Annotated in this window: 16 protein-coding genes; 5 read left to right on the plus strand and 11 right to left on the minus strand. The window is 74.7% G+C overall.

Features of this window, described 5'->3' with window-relative positions; translation table 11 throughout:
* Nucleotides 1–10: 10 nt before the first annotated feature.
* The 5 genes from DQ244_RS17060 to dxr all read right to left on the minus strand — a co-directional run bounded on the left by DQ244_RS17060 (nt 11) and on the right by dxr (nt 6,581).
* Nucleotides 11–1,903: a penicillin-binding transpeptidase domain-containing protein gene (locus tag DQ244_RS17060; RefSeq protein WP_233491692.1), complete on the minus strand. Its 1,893-nt coding sequence runs from the start codon at nt 1,901–1,903 to the stop codon at nt 11–13.
* Nucleotides 1,904–1,934: 31 nt separating this feature from the next.
* Nucleotides 1,935–2,786 carry a DUF4081 domain-containing GNAT family N-acetyltransferase gene (locus tag DQ244_RS17065; RefSeq protein WP_113812716.1) on the minus strand — a complete coding sequence of 284 codons (852 nt, stop codon included), beginning with the start codon at nt 2,784–2,786 and terminating at the stop codon, nt 1,935–1,937.
* A gap of 2 nt (nt 2,787–2,788) precedes the next feature.
* Nucleotides 2,789–3,949, minus strand: coding sequence for a flavodoxin-dependent (E)-4-hydroxy-3-methylbut-2-enyl-diphosphate synthase (gene ispG, locus DQ244_RS17070; protein WP_199580454.1), 1,161 nt, complete (start codon nt 3,947–3,949; stop codon nt 2,789–2,791).
* A 66-nt stretch (nt 3,950–4,015) separates the two neighbouring features.
* The gene (locus DQ244_RS17075) at nt 4,016–5,383 is read right to left on the minus strand and encodes an RIP metalloprotease (protein ID WP_369832127.1); all 1,368 of its coding nucleotides are present in this window, start codon (nt 5,381–5,383) and stop codon (nt 4,016–4,018) included.
* A 1-nt stretch (nt 5,384) separates the two neighbouring features.
* On the minus strand, nt 5,385–6,581 hold the full coding sequence (gene dxr, locus DQ244_RS17080; RefSeq protein ID WP_113812718.1) for a 1-deoxy-D-xylulose-5-phosphate reductoisomerase: 1,197 nt from the start codon (nt 6,579–6,581) through the stop codon (nt 5,385–5,387).
* A gap of 75 nt (nt 6,582–6,656) precedes the next feature.
* Here dxr and DQ244_RS17085 point away from each other — a divergent pair, with 75 nt between their 5' ends.
* The 3 genes from DQ244_RS17085 (at nt 6,657) to DQ244_RS17095 (ending at nt 8,963) form a co-directional block, all read left to right on the plus strand.
* Nucleotides 6,657–6,959, plus strand: a complete 303-nt coding sequence (locus tag DQ244_RS17085) for a DUF2631 domain-containing protein (RefSeq protein WP_113812719.1) — start codon at nt 6,657–6,659, stop codon at nt 6,957–6,959.
* A gap of 187 nt (nt 6,960–7,146) precedes the next feature.
* A complete protein-coding gene (locus DQ244_RS19475) occupies nt 7,147–7,986 on the plus strand; it encodes a hypothetical protein (protein WP_158544600.1) in 840 nt (279 codons plus the stop codon).
* A gap of 2 nt (nt 7,987–7,988) precedes the next feature.
* Complete coding sequence (locus DQ244_RS17095; RefSeq protein WP_113812720.1) at nt 7,989–8,963, plus strand: LCP family protein; 975 nt, start codon at nt 7,989–7,991, stop codon at nt 8,961–8,963.
* A gap of 7 nt (nt 8,964–8,970) precedes the next feature.
* Here DQ244_RS17095 and DQ244_RS17100 read toward each other — a convergent pair whose 3' ends face one another.
* On the minus strand, nt 8,971–9,702 hold the full coding sequence (locus tag DQ244_RS17100; protein ID WP_113812721.1) for a VIT1/CCC1 transporter family protein: 732 nt from the start codon (nt 9,700–9,702) through the stop codon (nt 8,971–8,973).
* Complete coding sequence (gene rlmN / locus DQ244_RS17105) at nt 9,699–10,886, minus strand: 23S rRNA (adenine(2503)-C(2))-methyltransferase RlmN (protein WP_113812938.1); 1,188 nt, start codon at nt 10,884–10,886, stop codon at nt 9,699–9,701. Before rlmN ends, DQ244_RS17100 begins: the two co-directional genes overlap by 4 nt.
* 92 nt (nt 10,887–10,978) lie before the next feature.
* On the opposite strand from rlmN, the gene DQ244_RS17110 reads away from it, so the two are divergent.
* The gene (locus DQ244_RS17110) at nt 10,979–11,746 is read left to right on the plus strand and encodes a polyphosphate kinase 2 family protein (RefSeq protein ID WP_113812722.1); all 768 of its coding nucleotides are present in this window, start codon (nt 10,979–10,981) and stop codon (nt 11,744–11,746) included.
* A 4-nt stretch (nt 11,747–11,750) separates the two neighbouring features.
* Here the strand turns inward: DQ244_RS17110 and DQ244_RS17115 are convergent, their stop codons facing one another.
* From DQ244_RS17115 to DQ244_RS17125, 3 genes are read right to left on the minus strand one after another with little or no spacing between them, the layout of a single operon-like run.
* Nucleotides 11,751–12,368: a GyrI-like domain-containing protein gene (locus DQ244_RS17115; RefSeq protein ID WP_113812723.1), complete on the minus strand. Its 618-nt coding sequence runs from the start codon at nt 12,366–12,368 to the stop codon at nt 11,751–11,753.
* Nucleotides 12,365–13,012: an RNA methyltransferase gene (locus DQ244_RS17120; protein WP_113812724.1), complete on the minus strand. Its 648-nt coding sequence runs from the start codon at nt 13,010–13,012 to the stop codon at nt 12,365–12,367. The genes DQ244_RS17115 and DQ244_RS17120 overlap by 4 nt, the downstream gene beginning before the upstream one ends.
* Nucleotides 13,009–13,983, minus strand: coding sequence for a DUF2332 domain-containing protein (locus DQ244_RS17125; RefSeq protein ID WP_113812725.1), 975 nt, complete (start codon nt 13,981–13,983; stop codon nt 13,009–13,011). The genes DQ244_RS17120 and DQ244_RS17125 overlap by 4 nt, the downstream gene beginning before the upstream one ends.
* 17 nt (nt 13,984–14,000) lie before the next feature.
* Here DQ244_RS17125 and DQ244_RS17130 point away from each other — a divergent pair, with 17 nt between their 5' ends.
* On the plus strand, nt 14,001–15,104 hold the full coding sequence (locus tag DQ244_RS17130) for a GNAT family N-acetyltransferase (RefSeq protein ID WP_113812726.1): 1,104 nt from the start codon (nt 14,001–14,003) through the stop codon (nt 15,102–15,104).
* Between the two features lies 1 nt (nt 15,105).
* Here DQ244_RS17130 and DQ244_RS17135 read toward each other — a convergent pair whose 3' ends face one another.
* Entirely contained in the window at nt 15,106–16,188 is a 1,083-nt protein-coding gene (locus tag DQ244_RS17135) for a phosphatidate cytidylyltransferase (protein ID WP_113812727.1), read from the minus strand.
* Nucleotides 16,189–16,193 lie beyond the last annotated feature (5 nt).

A 16,193-nucleotide genomic window follows, 5' to 3' on the forward strand; every position in this document is an offset into this window, starting at 1 on the left:
CCCGCGTTCCTCAGCGCACCGCGCCGAGGAACGCGTCGGTGACCGCGACCGCGGCGCTGCTGGACTGACCGCCCTCGACCAGCACCGCGAACGCCAGGTCGCCCCCCGCGCCGCCCAGGCGGTAGCCGACGAACCAGCCGTGCGAGTCCGGCGGGGTGTTGCTGCCGTACTCCGCGGTGCCGGTCTTGCCGAACACCTCGCCCCGGTCGCCCAGCGCCGTCGCCGTCCCGGAGAGCACGACCTGCCGCATCAGCGGCCGGAGCGCGGCCAGCACCTCGGCCGACGGGCCGGCAGGGGTCGCGCCGGCGGGCTCGGCGCCCACGACCTCGACGGGGGCGGCCGGCGTGCCGCTGGCGATGCCCGCGGCGACCAGCGCCATCTGGGCCGGGCTCATCAGCACCTGGCCCTGGCCGATCGCGTTCGCCGCCTTCGTCGTCCCGGTGCTGTCCGAGGGCACGGTGCCGCTGAAGACGTCCACCGGCAGCTGCCAGTCGGTGCCCACGCCGTAGGCCGCCGCCGCCTCGGCCAGCGCGGGGTCGGGCAGCTGCAGCCCCTCCTCGATGAAGGTCGTGTTGCAGGACTGCGCGAACGCCTCGGTGAAGGGCACGGTGCCCAGGTCGAACTGGTCCTGGTTCTCGAACTCGCGGCCGTCGACCACCGTGGTGCCCGGGCACGCGACCGGGGAGTCCGGGGCCACCGAGCCGGCCGACAGGAGCGCGGTCGCGGTGATCGCCTTCATGCTCGAGCCGGGTGGGAACTGACCGGCCAGCGCGTTCCCGGCGTCGGCGATCTCGTTGGAGGAAACGGCGAGGAGCTCGCCGGTCCCGGGGCGCACGACGACGAGGTGGGTGGGCCGGGCCTCGGCGGCGACCGCGGCGTCGGCGGCCTCCTGGAGGCCCCGCACCAGCGGCGTCCGGACCGGCTCTCCGGGCACCGGGTCGACCGCGGCGATCTCGCGGCCGGCGTCGCCGGTGCCCTCGTCGGTGCTCACCACCGAGACGGTGAAGCCGGCGGTGCCGGTGAGCTGCTCCTGGAGCGCGCGCTGCAGCCCGGACAGGCCCACCTGGTCGCCGGCGGCGTACCGCGGGACGCCGTCCTCGGCGGACTCCTCGATGATCTCGGCGGTCGCGCCACCGACCCGGCCGAGCAGCGCCTCGGCGAAGCGCGGCGTGGGCGCGAGGGACCGGGTGTCGGTCGGGAACACCGCACCCGGCAGGTCGAACACCTGCGCGCGGATCCGCTCGAAGTCCGGCCGGCGCAGCGTGATGACGGGGACGAACTGCCCGTCGGGGGCGGCCTGCACGTCGGCGACGATCTCGTCCGCGGCGATGCCCGTGGCCGCCGACAGCGCGGCGGCCAGGGCCGGGAGGTCGGTCTCCTGCCCCTTGGCCACGCCGACGTTGACCACCTCGGTCTCGGTGAACAGGGGGGTCCCCTCGGCGTCCGTGATCGGCGCGCGCTCGGGCAGGCTGCGGACCAGCTCGAGGCGCTGCCCCTCCCCCAGCTCGGGGTGCACCATCGCGGGCTCGGCCACGACCTCCCAGGCCTCCTCGCCCTCCTGCAGGCGCAGGGCGCCGTCGTAGCTCCACTCCGGCGCGGCCGCCAGCGCCCAGGTCGCCGTCCAGTCGACGGTGGCCGTGTCGTCCTCGACGGTGATGTCGCCCAGCTCGGGGCGCAGCACCGCGCCGGGCAGGTCGGCCGCGGTCTGCTCGAGCAGCGCGGTGGCGACGGCGGTGTCGGTCGTGGCCTCGGCGGCGGCTCCGGTCTCGCCCGCGGCCCAGTCCTCGAGGAACGCCTCGGCGGCGCTGCGCACGTCGTCCTCGCTGCTGCCGGAGCAGCCGGCCAGCACCGGCACGGCCATCAGCAGGGAGGTCAGCAGCAGAGGGGCTGGTCGTGTCCGCACGGGGTCACATTGTCAGAAGGCGACGCGCGCTTCAGAACAGCACGCTGGAGTACATCCCGACCTCGCGGAAACCGACCCGCGCGTACGACGCCCGGGCACGACCGTTGAAGTCGTTGACGTAGAGGCTGACGACCGGGGCGATGACCGACCGCGCGTACTCGACCACCGCCGCGGTGCCCGCGGTGCCGATGCCGCGCCCGCGGTGGGCGGGGGCGACCCAGACGCCCTGGACCTGGCAGGCGGCTCGGGACACCGCGCCGATCTCGGCCTTGAAGATCACCTCGCCGCCCTCGATCCAGGCCAGCGAGCGGCCGGCCCGGATCAGCTCGGCGACCCGGGCCCGGTACCCGGCACCGCCGTCGGACCGCAGCGGGCTGACGCCGACCTCCTCGGTGAACATCGCGACCGACGCCGGCAGCAGCGTCTCCAGCTCCTCGGGCCGGACCGGCCGCACCCGGGGCTCGGGCGCGACGGCCGGTGGCCCGTCGATCGCCAGCAACGGCTGCCGCGGCCGGTGGTCGCGGCAGGGCCCCCACCAGGGCTCGAGCAGCTGCCACAGCGGTTCGACGGCGCCCGCCGGGCCGACGATGGTGCTGCACCGGCGACCCGCCCGGCGGGCCCGCTCCGCGAAGGCGGCGGACGACGCCCGCTCCGCGCCGGGGAGGGCGAACGGGATGAGGTTGGCGCCGGCCAGGCACACCGCTTCCACCGACCGGCCCGAGCCGAACCCCCAGAGCGGGGCGCCGAGGGCCAGGGCGCCGGTGCCCACCGCCTCCACGCGTCCGGCCAGCCAGCACGTGGCCACCGGGTCCGTGGCGAGGAGCTCGGTGACGGCGGGCTCGTCGCTCTCGTCGAGGACCCGGGCGGCGGTCGCGCGGAGCACGGTCAGCTGACGGTGACGACCGGCGGGCCGGAGGGCTCGCCGGCGTCGACGTGCTCACCGGCGATGCGCAGGGCCTCCTCGATGAGGGTCTCGACGATCTGCGACTCCGGAACGGTCTTGACGACCTCGCCCTTGACGAAGATCTGGCCCTTGCCGTTGCCCGACGCCACGCCGAGGTCGGCCTCGCGGGCCTCCCCCGGGCCGTTGACGACGCAGCCCATGACGGCGACGCGCAGCGGCACCTCCATGCCCTCGAGCCCGGCGGTGACCTCGTTGGCCAGCTTGTAGACGTCGACCTGCGCGCGACCGCACGAGGGGCAGCTGACGATCTCCAGCCCGCGCTGCTTGAGGTTCAGCGACTCCAGGATCTGGTTGCCGACCTTGACCTCCTCGGCCGGCGGGGCCGAAAGGGAGACGCGGATGGTGTCGCCGATGCCCTGGGACAGCAGCGCACCGAAGGCGACGGCGGACTTGATCGTGCCCTGGAAGGCCGGCCCGGCCTCGGTCACGCCGAGGTGCAGCGGGTAGTCGCACTGCTCGGCGAGGAGCTCGTAGGCGCGCACCATGACCACCGGGTCGTTGTGCTTGACCGAGATCTTGATGTCGCGGAAGTCGTGCTCCTCGAACAGCGAGCACTCCCAGAGCGCGGACTCGACCAGCGCCTCGGGCGTGGCCTTGCCGTACTTGGCGAGCAGCCGCTTGTCGAGCGACCCGGCGTTGACGCCGATCCGGATCGGGGTGCCGGCGTACTTGGCCGCGCGGGCGATCTCGCCGACCTTGTCGTCGAACTTCTTGATGTTGCCGGGGTTCACGCGGACCGCGGCGCAGCCGGCGTCGATCGCGGCGAACACGTAGCGCGGCTGGAAGTGGATGTCGGCGATGACCGGGATCTGCGACTTCTTCGCGATGATCGGCAGCGCCGCGACGTCGTCGGTGTCGGGGACGGCGACGCGCACGATCTGGCACCCGGAGGCGGTCAGCTCGGCGATCTGCTGCAGGGTCGCGTTGATGTCCGCCGTCTTCGTGGTGCACATCGACTGCACGCTGACGGGGTGGTCGCTGCCGACGCCGACGCCGCCCACGTCCAGCTGGCGGGTCTTCCGCCGCGGGGCGAGGACGGGAGGGGGTGCAGCGGGCATGCCGAGGCCGACGGGGATCGCCATGCCGCCCAGTATCCCCCGTCGCCGCCACCGCGCCGCCGACGGCGCTGTGACCTGCGTCGGGCGCGCTCAGCCGAAGCGGATCGGGTTGACGATGTCGGCGACGAACAGCAGCAGCGACAGCGCCAGGAAGACCCCGGCGACGGCGTAGGCCACCGGCATCAGCCGCGCGATGTCGAACGGCCCCGGGTCGGGCCGGCCGCGCAGCCGGGCCACGCTGGAGCGCGCCTTCTCGTACAGCGCGCCGGCCACGTGCCCGCCGTCGAGCGGGTAGATCGGCAGCAGGTTGAACAGGAACAGCACTATGTTCATCCCGGCGAGCAGCTGGATGAAGTAGCCGATCTTCTGCGCGGCGGAGAACTGCTCGTAGGCGAAGACGTCACCGGAGATCCGGCTCACGCCGACCACGCCGATCGGGCCGAGCGGGTCGCGCTCCTCCCCGAGGAAGGTGGCGCGGAACAGCTGCGGGATGCGCTCGGGGATCTCGGCCAGCCGCTGGACCGAGGTCACCACGATCCGCCCCAGGTGACCCGGCACCTCGGTGATCGACTGGCGCACGTCCCGGTCGGCCGGGCTGATGCCCACGAAGCCCACGATGCCGGTCGTCTCGCCGTCGTCGGAGAGGTAGGCGAGGTTCTCCGTCGGGGTGACGGTCAGCTCGCGTTCCCGGCCGTCGCGCTCGACGGTCAGCTCCAGCGGCTGCCCGGCGCTGGTGCGGATCGCCTCCTGGACCTCGTCCCAGCCGACGTCGGTCTCCTGGGAGACGGGGTCGCCGTCGATGGCCAGGATCGTGTCGCCGGCGCGCAGGCCGGCCTCGGCGGCCGGGCTGCGGGCGGGGAGGGCGCAGCCCGCGGTCCCCTCCTCGCAGCGCTGCCCCTCCGGCGTGATCGGGACGGCGCAGGGGTCCTCGGCACCCGCCGTCGCGGCTCCGGCCGGCAGCACGCAGTCCGGCACGCGCGCGATGGTGGTGGTGATCTCCGGGATGCCGAAGCCGACCAGCACGACGGTGAAGAAGACGACGGCGAGCACCAGGTTGTGGAAGGGCCCGGCGAACATCACGATGACCCGCTGCCACCAGGGCTTCTTGTAGAAGACACGGTCGCCGTCGCTGGGCAGGACGTCGTCCAGGGCCGCTCCGCGGACCTCGGCGATGAAGCTGCGCATGCGGGTGGCCCGCTTGCTCTCGTTCTCCTCGGCCGGCGGGATCATCCCGACGATCCGGATGAAGCCGCCGAGCGGGATCGCCTTGACGCCGTACTCGGTCTCGCCGCGGCGCCGGGAGTAGATCGTCGGACCGAAGCCCACCATGAACTGCGGCACGCGCATGCCGAACTTCCGGGCCCACCAGAAGTGGCCGGCCTCGTGGAAGGCGATGGAGAACATCAGGCCGAGGGCGAAGAGGACGATCCCCAGGATCGTCAGCAGGATCCCGCTCAGCTCAGCCTCCGGCGATCACACCCCGGGCGTGTTCCCGGGCCCACTTCTCCGCCGCCAGCACGTCGTCGACGCAGGTGGGGACGCCGAGGTCCGGCGCGGCGTCGAGGGTACGCGCGACGAGGTCCACGATCCCTGTGAACGACAGGCGACCCGCCACGAACGCGGCGACCGCCTCCTCGTTCGCGGCGTTGTACATGGCCGGCGCGACCCCTCCGGCCTCCCCGGCCGAGCGGGCCAGCGCGACGGCGGGGAAGGCCGTCTCGTCCAGCGGCAGGAACTCCCAGGTGCTCGCCGCCGACCAGTCCAGCGCGGGCTGCACGTGCGGCAGCCGCTCCGGCCACGCCAGGGCCAGCGCGATGGGCAGGCGCATGTCCGGCGGGCTGGCCTGCGCGATCGTGGCGCCGTCGGCGAAGGTGACCATCGAGTGCACGATCGACTGCGGGTGCACCACGACGTCGATGTCGCCGAACGGGACGCCGAAGAGCAGGTGGGCCTCGATGAGCTCGAGCCCCTTGTTGACCAGCGTCGCCGAGTTGATCGTGATGACCGGGCCCATGTCCCAGGTCGGGTGGGCCATCGCCTGCTCGACGGTGACCTCGGCGAGCTGCTCGCGGGTGCGCCCGCGGAACGGGCCGCCGCTCGCGGTGAGCACCAGGCGGGCGACCTCACCCCGGTCACCGCCCCGCAGGCACTGGGCGATCGCCGAGTGCTCGGAGTCCACCGGCACGAGCTGCCCGGGGCCGGCCGCGGCGAGCACCAGGTCGCCGCCGGCGATCAGCGACTCCTTGTTCGCCAGCGCCACCGTGCGGCCGGCGCGCAGCGCGGACAGCGTCGGACCGAGCCCGATCGAGCCGGTGATCCCGTTGAGCACCACGTCGGCCGGGCGGGCGGCGAGCTCCTCGGCCGCGCGCGGGCCGGCGAGGATCTCGGGCAGGGCGTACTCCCCCTTGTTCCAGCCGCGCTGCGAGGCAGCGGCGTAGAAGGCCAGCTGGAGGTCCTGGGCCGCGGTGGCCCGGGCGACGGCGACGGTGCGGACGCCGAGGGACAGCGCCTGCTCGGCCAGCGTCGCGACGTCGCCACCCCCGGCGGCCAGCCCGGTGATGCGGACCCGGTCCGGGTTCTGCCGCGCCACGGCCACCGCCTGCTTGCCGATGGAGCCGGTGGAGCCCAGGAGGGTCACCTCGCGCAGCGCAGTCACGCCCGCATCCTCCCCGACCCGCCGCACGGGCGCCCTCGACGGGTGTCCCGCCCGGGCTCCTGCCAGAATGACGGCGTGACCGAGGCATTCCACTCCCCGTCGACCCAGCGGGTCAGCCAGCCCGGACGTGAAGAGGCTGTCGTCCGCGCGGGTGCCCACCCCGTCGAGCACGAGAGCCCCGCCGACTGGGGCTGGCACGGCGAGACCGGCAAGTGGGGCCAGATCGGCGGCTGGATCGCGACGGCCGTGATCCTGACCTACCTCATCGGCAACCACGAGGGCCGCGTCGAGGACCTGTGGCTCTACGCCACCGCGGGGCTCATGGCCCTGATCCTCATCTGGGACCTGCGTCGCAAGAAGACCGCCTGGCGCCGCTGAACACTTCTCGACGAAGGCCCGCTCCGGTTCGGAGCGGGCCTTCGTTGTCGATTGGCAACTATGTGCGCGGAACGGCGTCTGGTTCGTCGACCATGAGCGCGGTTCCGCCCGGTTCTCGTAGCGCGGTGGCGACAAGATCGACGAACACGTCCGGGACGTCCGGACCGTTCGCCAGCCGGAGAGCCTCATGTCCCGCCTCAACCTGCGCCGCCTTCTCACCGGCGCCCTGGCCGGCGCGGTCGTGGCCGGGGTCGGTGCCCTGGCCGCACCGGCCGCCTCCGCCGCCGACCTGCCGCGCCCGGTCGTCTCCCACACCGTCGTGCAGGCCAACGAGCACTTCACGGTCAGCGTCACCGGCTGCACCGCTCGCCCCGGCGGCTCGAAGCCGTGGCTGACCCTCACGTCCCCCGACACGCCGCTGCTGGGCGACGGTGGGCAGAGCTACCCGGACGGGAGCTTCGAGTTCCGGGAGGTGTTCGGTCCCGCCACCCCTAAGGGGACCTACCGGATCCAGGTGGTCTGCGACGACTACCTCGGACAGCGCTCGTACCCGCTCGCCGCCATCACCTTCGGCGCGCTGCCGGTGCCCGCCGAGTGCGCCTCGGGCTGCGCCACGGTCGGACCGGGGCAGAGCATCGCCCCTGCGGCCGGGGTCGTCCCTGGCGGCAAGCTCGCCCTCCTGCTCACCGGGTACCTGCCGCTCGAGAAGGTGCGGCTCGCGCTGCACTCGACGCCGCAGGACCTCGGGGAGGACCAAGCTGACGCGAGCGGCAGGATGGCCTTCGCGCTGACCGTGCCCGCCGGGACCCCTGCCGGCCTGCACCACCTGGTCGTCACCCGTGCCGACGGCAGCACGGTGCGCTACCCCGTCACCGTCGCGGCCGCGCCGGCGGCTGCCCGGCCCACGCTCGCGAACACCGGAGCGGACGTGACCCTTCCGCTGGTGATCGGCGGGGCACTGGTCGTGGCGGGAGCCGGCGCCATCGTCGCCGCCCGTGGACGCGGCCGTCAGGGCGCCAGCGCCTGAGCGTGACCGACGATCTCCCGGCGGAAGCCGGCCGGAGCTCCTCCGGCCGGCTTCCGTCGCGTCGCGCCGCCGTCCGCCGACGGTCCTGGCTCGCGGCTGGGTCGCTGCTGCTCGTGGCCGGGGCGCTGGTCCTCGACGCGGCGGTGCTCGCCGCGCGCGTCGACCGCGTCCCCGTCGAGCTCCGCGAGGGCCCGGGCACGACGTGGGTGCTGATCGGTGAGGACTCCCGCGCCGACCTCCCGACGGGCATGGCGGCGGGCGACGTCGGCACCCCCGAGCAGGTGCCCGGCAGCCGGGCGGACGTCGTCCTCGTGCTCCACTCGTCCGGCGAGCGCACGACCGTCCTGTCCGTCCCGCGCGACGTCGTGGTCTCCACCCCGACCGGTGGAGGGCGGCTGGCGCTCACGTGGCTCGACGGGCCGCAGGCCACGGTCGACGCGTTGTGCTCTCTCGGCATCCCCACCGACCACCTGGTCAGCGTCGACCTCGCCGGCTTCGCTGCCGTCGTCGACGCGCTCGGCGGCCTGGAGGTCGATGTCCCCGCGGCTGTGCGGGATCCCCTCGCGGAACTCGATCTGGCCCGGGCCGGTGTCCAGCACGTCGACGGCCGGACCGCCCTGGCGCTGGTCCGCTCCCGCCAGCCGGAGGAACTGCGCGCGGACACCTGGGTACCGGCACCTGCCGACCCCGACGTCCGCGCCCGGACCGCCGCAGGTTTGGTGCAGGCGCTCTCGGCGGCCGCCGACGACGCCCGTCTGCGACCCTGGCGTCTTCAGGCGACGGCCTGGGCGGCCTCGGACGCGCTGACCGTGGACGAGGGGACGTCGGCCGGCGAGCTGGCGGCGCTCGCCTCTGCGGACCTCGGCCCGGTGTCCGTCCTCCCGGTCGGCGACCCGGTGAACGGCACCCTCGCGCGCTTCCCGACCGAGGAGACCGCGGCGGCCGTGGCTGCCGCTGGGTTGTCCTGCGACGCCTGACCCCGGGTCAGGAGACGGCGACGCCGATCGCCGACCCGATCAGGTAGGTGATCCCTGCCGCGACCGCGCCGAACAGCAGCTGGCGCAGCCCGGCGTACCACCACGCGCGCGGGGTGAAGCGGGCCGAGATCGCCCCTGCCGCGAACAGGCCCACGCCCCCGCAGACCAGCGCCGCCCACAGCAGCGAGGAACCGAGCAGGAACGGCACGAGCGGGATCAGGGCCCCCGTGGCGAAGGTGAGGAACGACGAGACCGCGGCGACCGACGGGGACGGCTTGTCCTCCGGGTTGAGGCCGAGCTCGGCGACCACGTGCAGGCGCAGCGCCGTCTCGGGGTCGCGGGACAGCTGGACGGCGACCTCGTGCGCCAGCCGTTCATCGACGCCCCGCACGCGCAGCATCGCGATCAGCTCGGCGAGCTCCCCCTCGGGGTTGCGCTCGAGCTCGCGCCGCTCCTTCTCGACCTCCAGGTCGAGCTGCTCGTTCTGGGTCTTCACCGAGGTGTACTCGCCCAGCGCCATGGAGATGGCGCCGGCCACCAGGCTCGCGACGCCGGAGAGCACGATCGCCCGGGACGACGCCCCGCCGCCCCCGACACCGGCGACCAGCGCGGTGTTCGTGACCAGCCCGTCCATGGCGCCGAAGACGGCGGCCCGCAGCCACCCTCCCGAGACGTCAGCGTGGCTGTGCTCGTGCGCCTCGGCCGTCGACGGGGGTGGGGTCGGGGCGCCGGCGGTCACTCCTGGTCCGCCTCGGCCCCCAGCGGCACGGGCGCCTCGACCGGCTCGACCGACGGGGTGGCGACGGCGACGCTCGGCACGCCCTCGACCTGGTCGGCTGCGGCCAGCTGCCCGCAGGCGCCGTCGATGTCCTGCCCGCGGGTGTCGCGCACCGTCGTCGGCACGCCGGCCGCGCGCAGGCGGGCGACGAACTCGCGCTGCGCCGGCAGGGGGCTGGCGTCCCACCTGCTGCCCGGGGTCGGGTTGAGCGGGATGAGGTTCACGTGCGCGAGCCGTCCGGCCAGCAGCTTGCCGAGCAGGTCGGCGCGGAAGGGCTGGTCGTTGACGTCGCGGATCAGCGCGTACTCGATGGAGTAGCGGCGGCCGGTCTTCCGCGCGTAGGCGTCGGCGGCGTCCACCACCTCACCGACGTTCCAGCGGGTGTTGATCGGCACGAGGGTGTCGCGCAGCTCGTCGTCCGGGGCGTGCAGGCTGACCGCGAGGGTGACGTTGCGGCCCTCCTCGGTCAGCTTCCGGATCGCCGGCACCAGGCCGACGGTGGAGACGGTGACGGAGCGCTGCGACAGCCCCAGGCCGTGCGGGGCCGGGGTGAGCAGCGCGTCCAAGGTCTTGCGGACGCGGGCGTAGTTGGCCAGCGGCTCGCCCATGCCCATGAAGACGACGTTGGACAGCCGGCCGGGGCCGCCGTCGAGCTCGCCGTTGGCCATCGCGGCCGAGGCGGCGACCGCCTGGCCGATGATCTCGGCGGCCGAGAGGTTGCGGGTGAGCCCCTGCTGGCCGGTGGCGCAGAACGGGCAGGCCATGCCGCAGCCGGCCTGGCTGGAGATGCAGACGGTGGCCCGGTCGGGGTAGCGCATGAGCACGCTCTCGACCAGCGCGCCGTCGTGCAGCCTCCACAGCGTCTTGCGGGTGCGGCCGTCGTCGGCGGTCTGGTGCCGCACGACGGTCAGCAGGCCCGGCAGCAGCGCCTCGGTGAGCGTCTCGCGGACCGCCGCCGGGACGTCGGTCATCTGCGCCGGGTCGGTGACCCCGCGGTAGAAGTGCCGGGCCAGCTGGTCGGCCCGGAACGCCGGCTGGCCGAGCTCGGACACCGCCGCGCGGGCCTCCTCGCGGGTGAGGTCGGCGAGGTGGCGGGGCGGCATGCCGCGGCGGGGGGCGTCGAAGACCAGGGGCAGGGCAGTCATGGCGTCGTCCATGGTCCCACTCCTGGGCGGTGTGGTCCCGCTCCGGAGACCGAACTCACGCGGGAGGGGTGGATCCCTGGCAGGGTCGGGCCATGAGCCGGCTCGCCGACGTGGACCTCTCCCTCGCCCTGGAGAAGAAGGAGGGCAAGGAGCAGCTGGCCGAGGCGCAGGCGCGGCTGGTGCACCTGCGGCTGCTCCTGGGCGGGCAGATCGGTTCCGGCGAGCTCGGCCCGCCCCTGCTGGTGCTCTTCGAGGGCTGGGACGCGTCGGGCAAGGGCGGGGCGATCCAGCGGCTGGTCGGCGAGCTCGACCTGCGGCACGTGCGGGTGGCGCAGTTCGCCGCTCCCACCCGCGACGAGAAGCGGCACCACTTCCTGTGGCGCTTCTGGCCGGTGCTGCCGGGCTGGGGCGGCATGGCCGTGCTCGACCGCACCTGGTACGGCCGGGTGCTCGTCGAGCGCGTGGAGGGCTTCGCGACCGAGGAGGCGTGGCGTCGGGCGTACGGGGAGATCGTCGACCTGGAGACGTCCCTGGCCGCCGAGGGCACGATCCTGGTGAAGTTCTGGCTGCACGTCTCCCCCGAGGAGCAGCTGCGCCGGTTCGAGAGCCGGCGGGCCGACCCCTACAAGGCCTGGAAGCTCACCGACGAGGACTGGCGCAACCGGGAGAAGAGGGCCGAGTACGAGGCGGCCGTCGAGGAGATGCTGGAGCGCACCTCCACCGACATCGCCCCGTGGCACGTGATCGCCGGCGACGACAAGCGGTGGGCCCGCGTCGCCGTCGTCCGCACCGTCTGCGAGGCGATCGAGCGCGCGCTGCACGTGCGGGGCATCGACCCCGACCCGCCGCTGACCGGCTGACCGGCTATCCCTGCGCCGGCGCGACCGGCTGGCGGAGGATCGTGCGCCGCTTCGCCGGTGCCGTCCTGCGCGGGTCGGAGAGGTAGATCTCGTGGTGCTCCCCGGTCATCCGGAACCCGGCGCCGGGGACGACGACGTCGTGCAGGTGGGCGAGCACCCCGGCCTCGTCGTCGAAGGACCCCACGTGCAGCGTCTGCACGCACCGGCCCTCGGCCAGCGTCTCGAGCCGCACGTCGTCCAGGCGGGCCGGACGCCTCCTCAACCGTTCCGGAGCCGCGTCGAACTGCTCCCGGCCGATCCACTCCGGGACCAGGATCATCAGGGTCCAGTTCCACCGCGCCTTGTCCCGCGCCGCGGTGAAGGAGGCCATGTCCTCGGCCCACCACAGCCCCTCGAGCGGCGGGACGACGTAGTCGCGGCCCAGGGCCTTGCCGGCGAACTTGAGCGCGTAGGCCACCGGGTACGGCGCCTCCACCGCCTCGGTGAACGCCGGCGCGGTGTTCGGGTCCCCGGAGCCGTCGATCATCAGGTACCGCAGGTCGGGGACGTCCAGGACGCGGAACTCCCCTCGCCGGGCGCGGTAGCCGTCCAGCTCCCGCCTGAGGTCGACCTTGCCGGTCACGGCCGGCCGACGCCGGCGTGCTCGCGCACCCACGCGTGCATGGCGATGCCCGCGGCCACGCCGGCGTTGATCGACCGGGTGGAGCCGAACTGGGCGATCGACACCGTCATCGCCGCCCCCTCCCGGGCCTCCGGGGTCAGCCCCGGACCCTCCTGGCCGAACAGCAGCACGCACCGCTCGGGCAGCCGTGCGGTCTCGATCGGCACCGCGCCGGGGCCGTTGTCCACGGCGACCACCGCCAGCCCCTGCTCGGCGGCGAACGCCAGGAGGCCGCCGACGTCGGCGTGGTGGCGCAGGTGCTGGTAGCGGTCGGTGACCATGGCCCCGCGCCGGTTCCACCGGCGCCGTCCGACGACGTGCACCTCCGCGGCGAGGAAGGCGTTGGCGGTGCGCACCACCGTTCCGATGTTCAGGTCGTGCCCGAAGTTCTCGATGGCGACGTGGAACGGGTGCCGGCGCCGGTCGAGGTCGGCGACGATCGCCTCCACCGTCCAGTACCGGTAGCGGTCCACGACGTTGCGCCGGTCGCCCTCGGCCAGCAGCTGCGGGTCGTAGCGCGGGGCTTGCGGCCACGGCCCCTCCCACGGGCCGACGCCGACCGTCGTCCCCCAGTCGGTGGGGCCGGCCGGGATCTCGTCGGTCACCGCGGGTCCCCGTCCAGCCAGTCCAGCCGGCCGCCGTGCGGGGCGGAGCGGGCCAGGGGCCGGCGGTCCAGGGAGACGACGAACTCCTTCCCCCACCCGTCGGCCGGGCGCTCGCCGGTGCCGGGCACCGCGCCGGGCGGCTCCTGGGCGAGCCAGCGCACGGGGAGCCCGGCGACCGCCTCGGCGAACCGCGCCCGCACGTCGCCCGGGACGTAGGGCAGCACGGCGGTGTGCATCACGACGACGGTGCTGCCCGGCGCCGCCAGGTCCAGGGCGTCGGGCAGCCGGTCGACGAGGTCACCGGCGAGCAGGGTGGCCGGCTCGCGGGCCGCCACCTCCGCCGCCGTGTCCAGGCGGGCCAGCCGCTCCTCGGCGACCGGCCCGGGCCAGACCAGCGCGCGCAGCCAGTCGCGGTCGCCGGGGTCGGTGGGGTCGAGCGGGTTCAGGTCGATGCCGATGCGGGCGGCCACCTCGGGCACCGCGCTCGGCACGGGCACACCGCCGGAGGTCTCGACCCGGATGCGCAGCGAGTCCGTCGGCCCGACCTGCACGCCGTCGTAGTCGTAGCCGTACCGGTCCGGGTAGAGGCACAGGCCGGCGGAGGCGCCCACCTCGATCAGCGTGAGCGGGCCTGCGAGCCGGGCGAGCACCGGCAGCAGGGCGCCGCAGCGGGCCGGCTCGTTGGTCTGGGTGGCGCGGGCGAGGACGGTCGCGCGCACCCGGTCGCCGTCCTCGGTGATCCGGCGCTCCAGCTCCGCGCCGTCGGCCGGTGCGCCGTCGAGGAACTGCAGCGCGGCGAGGAGCAGGTTGGGCTGCCGCTTGCCGACGGGCAGCCCGGCGAGGAACCGCAGCACGCGCTCGGACCCGGCGACGTGCCCGGCGAGCTCCGCGTACAGCGGGGAGGTGGGCTGCGCCTCGGCCACGAACTCGCGGTACCCCCGTGCGATGCGGTCGAGGTCCTCGTCGGTCATGCGGGCAGGATCGCAGAGTGGCCGACGTCCTCCTCCACCTGATCGAGCCCGCCGCCTGGCGCGCGGCCCTGCGCGAGGGCGCCGTCCGCCCGGCCTCCCTGGCCGACGTCGGCTTCGTGCACCTGTCGACCCCCGACCAGGTGCACCTGCCCGCGCGGGCGCTGTTCCCCGGTCGGCGCGACGTGGCGCTGCTGGTGGTCGACCCGGTCCGGCTGCCCGATCCGGTGCGTTTCGAATCTGGTCGCCCGGAGGACCCCGCCGGGATGCTGTTCCCGCACCTCTACGGCCCGCTGCCGGTGACCGCCGTCGTCGCCGTCGTCCCCTACCGCTCGCCGCTGCCGCCGCTGCCCTCCCCCGGCGACGTCCTGGGCCGGGCGGTCGCCTTCTACGCGTCGCTCCCGGTGCGCCGCGCCGTGGGGCTGGGCGACGTTCCCGGCGGCATCGCGGTGCTGGACCCCGACCACGTGCGCTCGCACGACAACAACCGGCTGCTGTTCCTCGAGCCGGTGGACGCAGCGACCGTCGACGCAGCCGCGGAGGAGGTCGGCGGCAACGCCGGCTGGCCGCACCGCGCCGCCTGGCTGGGCTGGCCCGGCGCGGAGACCACCGCGGCGGACCTCCGCGACCGGGGGTGGCAGACCGAGGAGCTGGTGCTGATGGCCCGCACCGGACCGGCCCCGACCGGCGACGTGGCGCGCGTCGAGGTCGTCGCCCAGCCCGAGGTGCACGACTTCTGGGAGCGGTCCTGGCGCGAGGGGTTGGCCCACCTGGGCCCCGACCTCGACCGGGCGGTCGCGGACCTGGTGGGCCGCGAGCACCTCAACGACCGGGTCGTCGCCGTCACCGACCTCGTGGTGCGGGAGGACGACCGGGTGGTGGCGTCCGCGCAGCTGCGGGTCGACGGCGCTACCGCGGCGGTGGACTCGGTAGTGACCGACCCGGCCGCGCGAGGCCACGGCCATGCCGACGCCCTGCTGCGCCGGGCGCTGCAGCTGGCCGACGACGCCGGCTGCGACCTGGTCGTGCTCGAGGCGGCGGGTGACGACTGGCCGCAGCACTGGTACGCCCGCCGCGGGTTCGCCGACGTCGGCCGCGCCTGGTCGGTCAGCCGAGGAGCGTGAGTCAGATCGGGGCGAAGACCGACAGCAGGAGGTAGGACAGCGCCGCGCAGGGCAGCAGCGAGTCCAGCCGGTCCATGATGCCGCCGTGGCCGGGCAGGATCGCGCCCATGTCCTTGATACCGAGGTCGCGCTTGATCAGCGACTCGGCGAGGTCGCCCAGGGTCGCCGTGACGGCGATCGCGACGCCGAAGACCACGCCGGTCCACCACGGCGCGTGGAAGGTGAGCGTGAGCACGAGCGTGCCCACCAGCACGCAGGCCAGCACCGACCCGGCGAAGCCCTCCCACGACTTCTTGGGGCTGATCGAAGGCGCCATCGGGTGCTTGCCGAAGAGCACCCCCGCCGCGTAGCCACCGACGTCGCTGCAGACCACCGTGCCGATGAAGACCAGGACGCGGGCCGCGCCGTCGTCGGGGGCGAGCAGCAGCACCGCGAAGCCGGCGAGCAGCGGGACGTAGAGCGCGGTGAGGACACCCGCGGCCGCGTCGCGCCGGTAGCCGGCCGGACCACCGGCGAGCCGCCAGACCAGCACCGCGAGCGCGGTGAGGAAGAACGCGGTGATGAGCCCCGTGGGGCCGCGGGTCCAGGCCAGCGCCTCCATGGCGACCGTGCCGACCAGCAGCGGCACCAGCGGCGGGTGGAAGTTCCCGGCCCGGAGCGCCTGGCCCAGCTCGACGACGGCGACCAGGATGGCGGCACCGAGCACGGCGAGGAACGCCGGTGGCCAGACCAGCAGGGTCCCCACGATCGCCGTGCCCAGGAGGAGCGCCACACCGATCGCCGCGCGCAGGTCCCGCCCGGCCCGGCCGACGGGCTTCTCGGTGGTGGGCAGCTCCTCCACCGCCGGCTGCGGCAGCGCCGTCGCCGGCGCGACGTCGTCCGGCTCGACCTGCGGGAAGGCGCTCGTGTCCTCCGGCACCGGCACCGGGGTGCGCGGGGGCAGCGGCGGGACGGGCCGGGACCCGGCGACCGGCACCGGGCCGGTGTCGGCGTCGTCCGTCCGGGCCCGGCGGGTGCCCAGCCGCGGGAACGGCCCGGCACCCGGGCGGACGGAGCCCGGGCGGTCGGCGGAGGGAGGCGTCATGGACG

This window comes from Blastococcus sp. TBT05-19 (assembly GCF_003319095.1).
In the GTDB taxonomy this organism is placed as follows: Bacteria; Actinomycetota; Actinomycetes; order Mycobacteriales; family Geodermatophilaceae; genus Blastococcus.

Coding starts and splice junctions, on each gene's coding strand:
- ispG (WP_199580454.1), bottom strand. CDS start 3,949: ATGGCGATCCCCGTCGGCCTCGGCATGCCCGCTGCACCCCCTCCCGTC.
- DQ244_RS19475 (WP_158544600.1), top strand. CDS start 7,147: ATGTCCCGCCTCAACCTGCGCCGCCTTCTCACCGGCGCCCTGGCCGGC.
- rlmN (WP_113812938.1), bottom strand. CDS start 10,886: ATGACTGCCCTGCCCCTGGTCTTCGACGCCCCCCGCCGCGGCATGCCG.
- DQ244_RS17110 (WP_113812722.1), top strand. CDS start 10,979: ATGAGCCGGCTCGCCGACGTGGACCTCTCCCTCGCCCTGGAGAAGAAG.
- DQ244_RS17125 (WP_113812725.1), bottom strand. CDS start 13,983: ATGACCGACGAGGACCTCGACCGCATCGCACGGGGGTACCGCGAGTTC.
- DQ244_RS17135 (WP_113812727.1), bottom strand. CDS start 16,188: ATGACGCCTCCCTCCGCCGACCGCCCGGGCTCCGTCCGCCCGGGTGCC.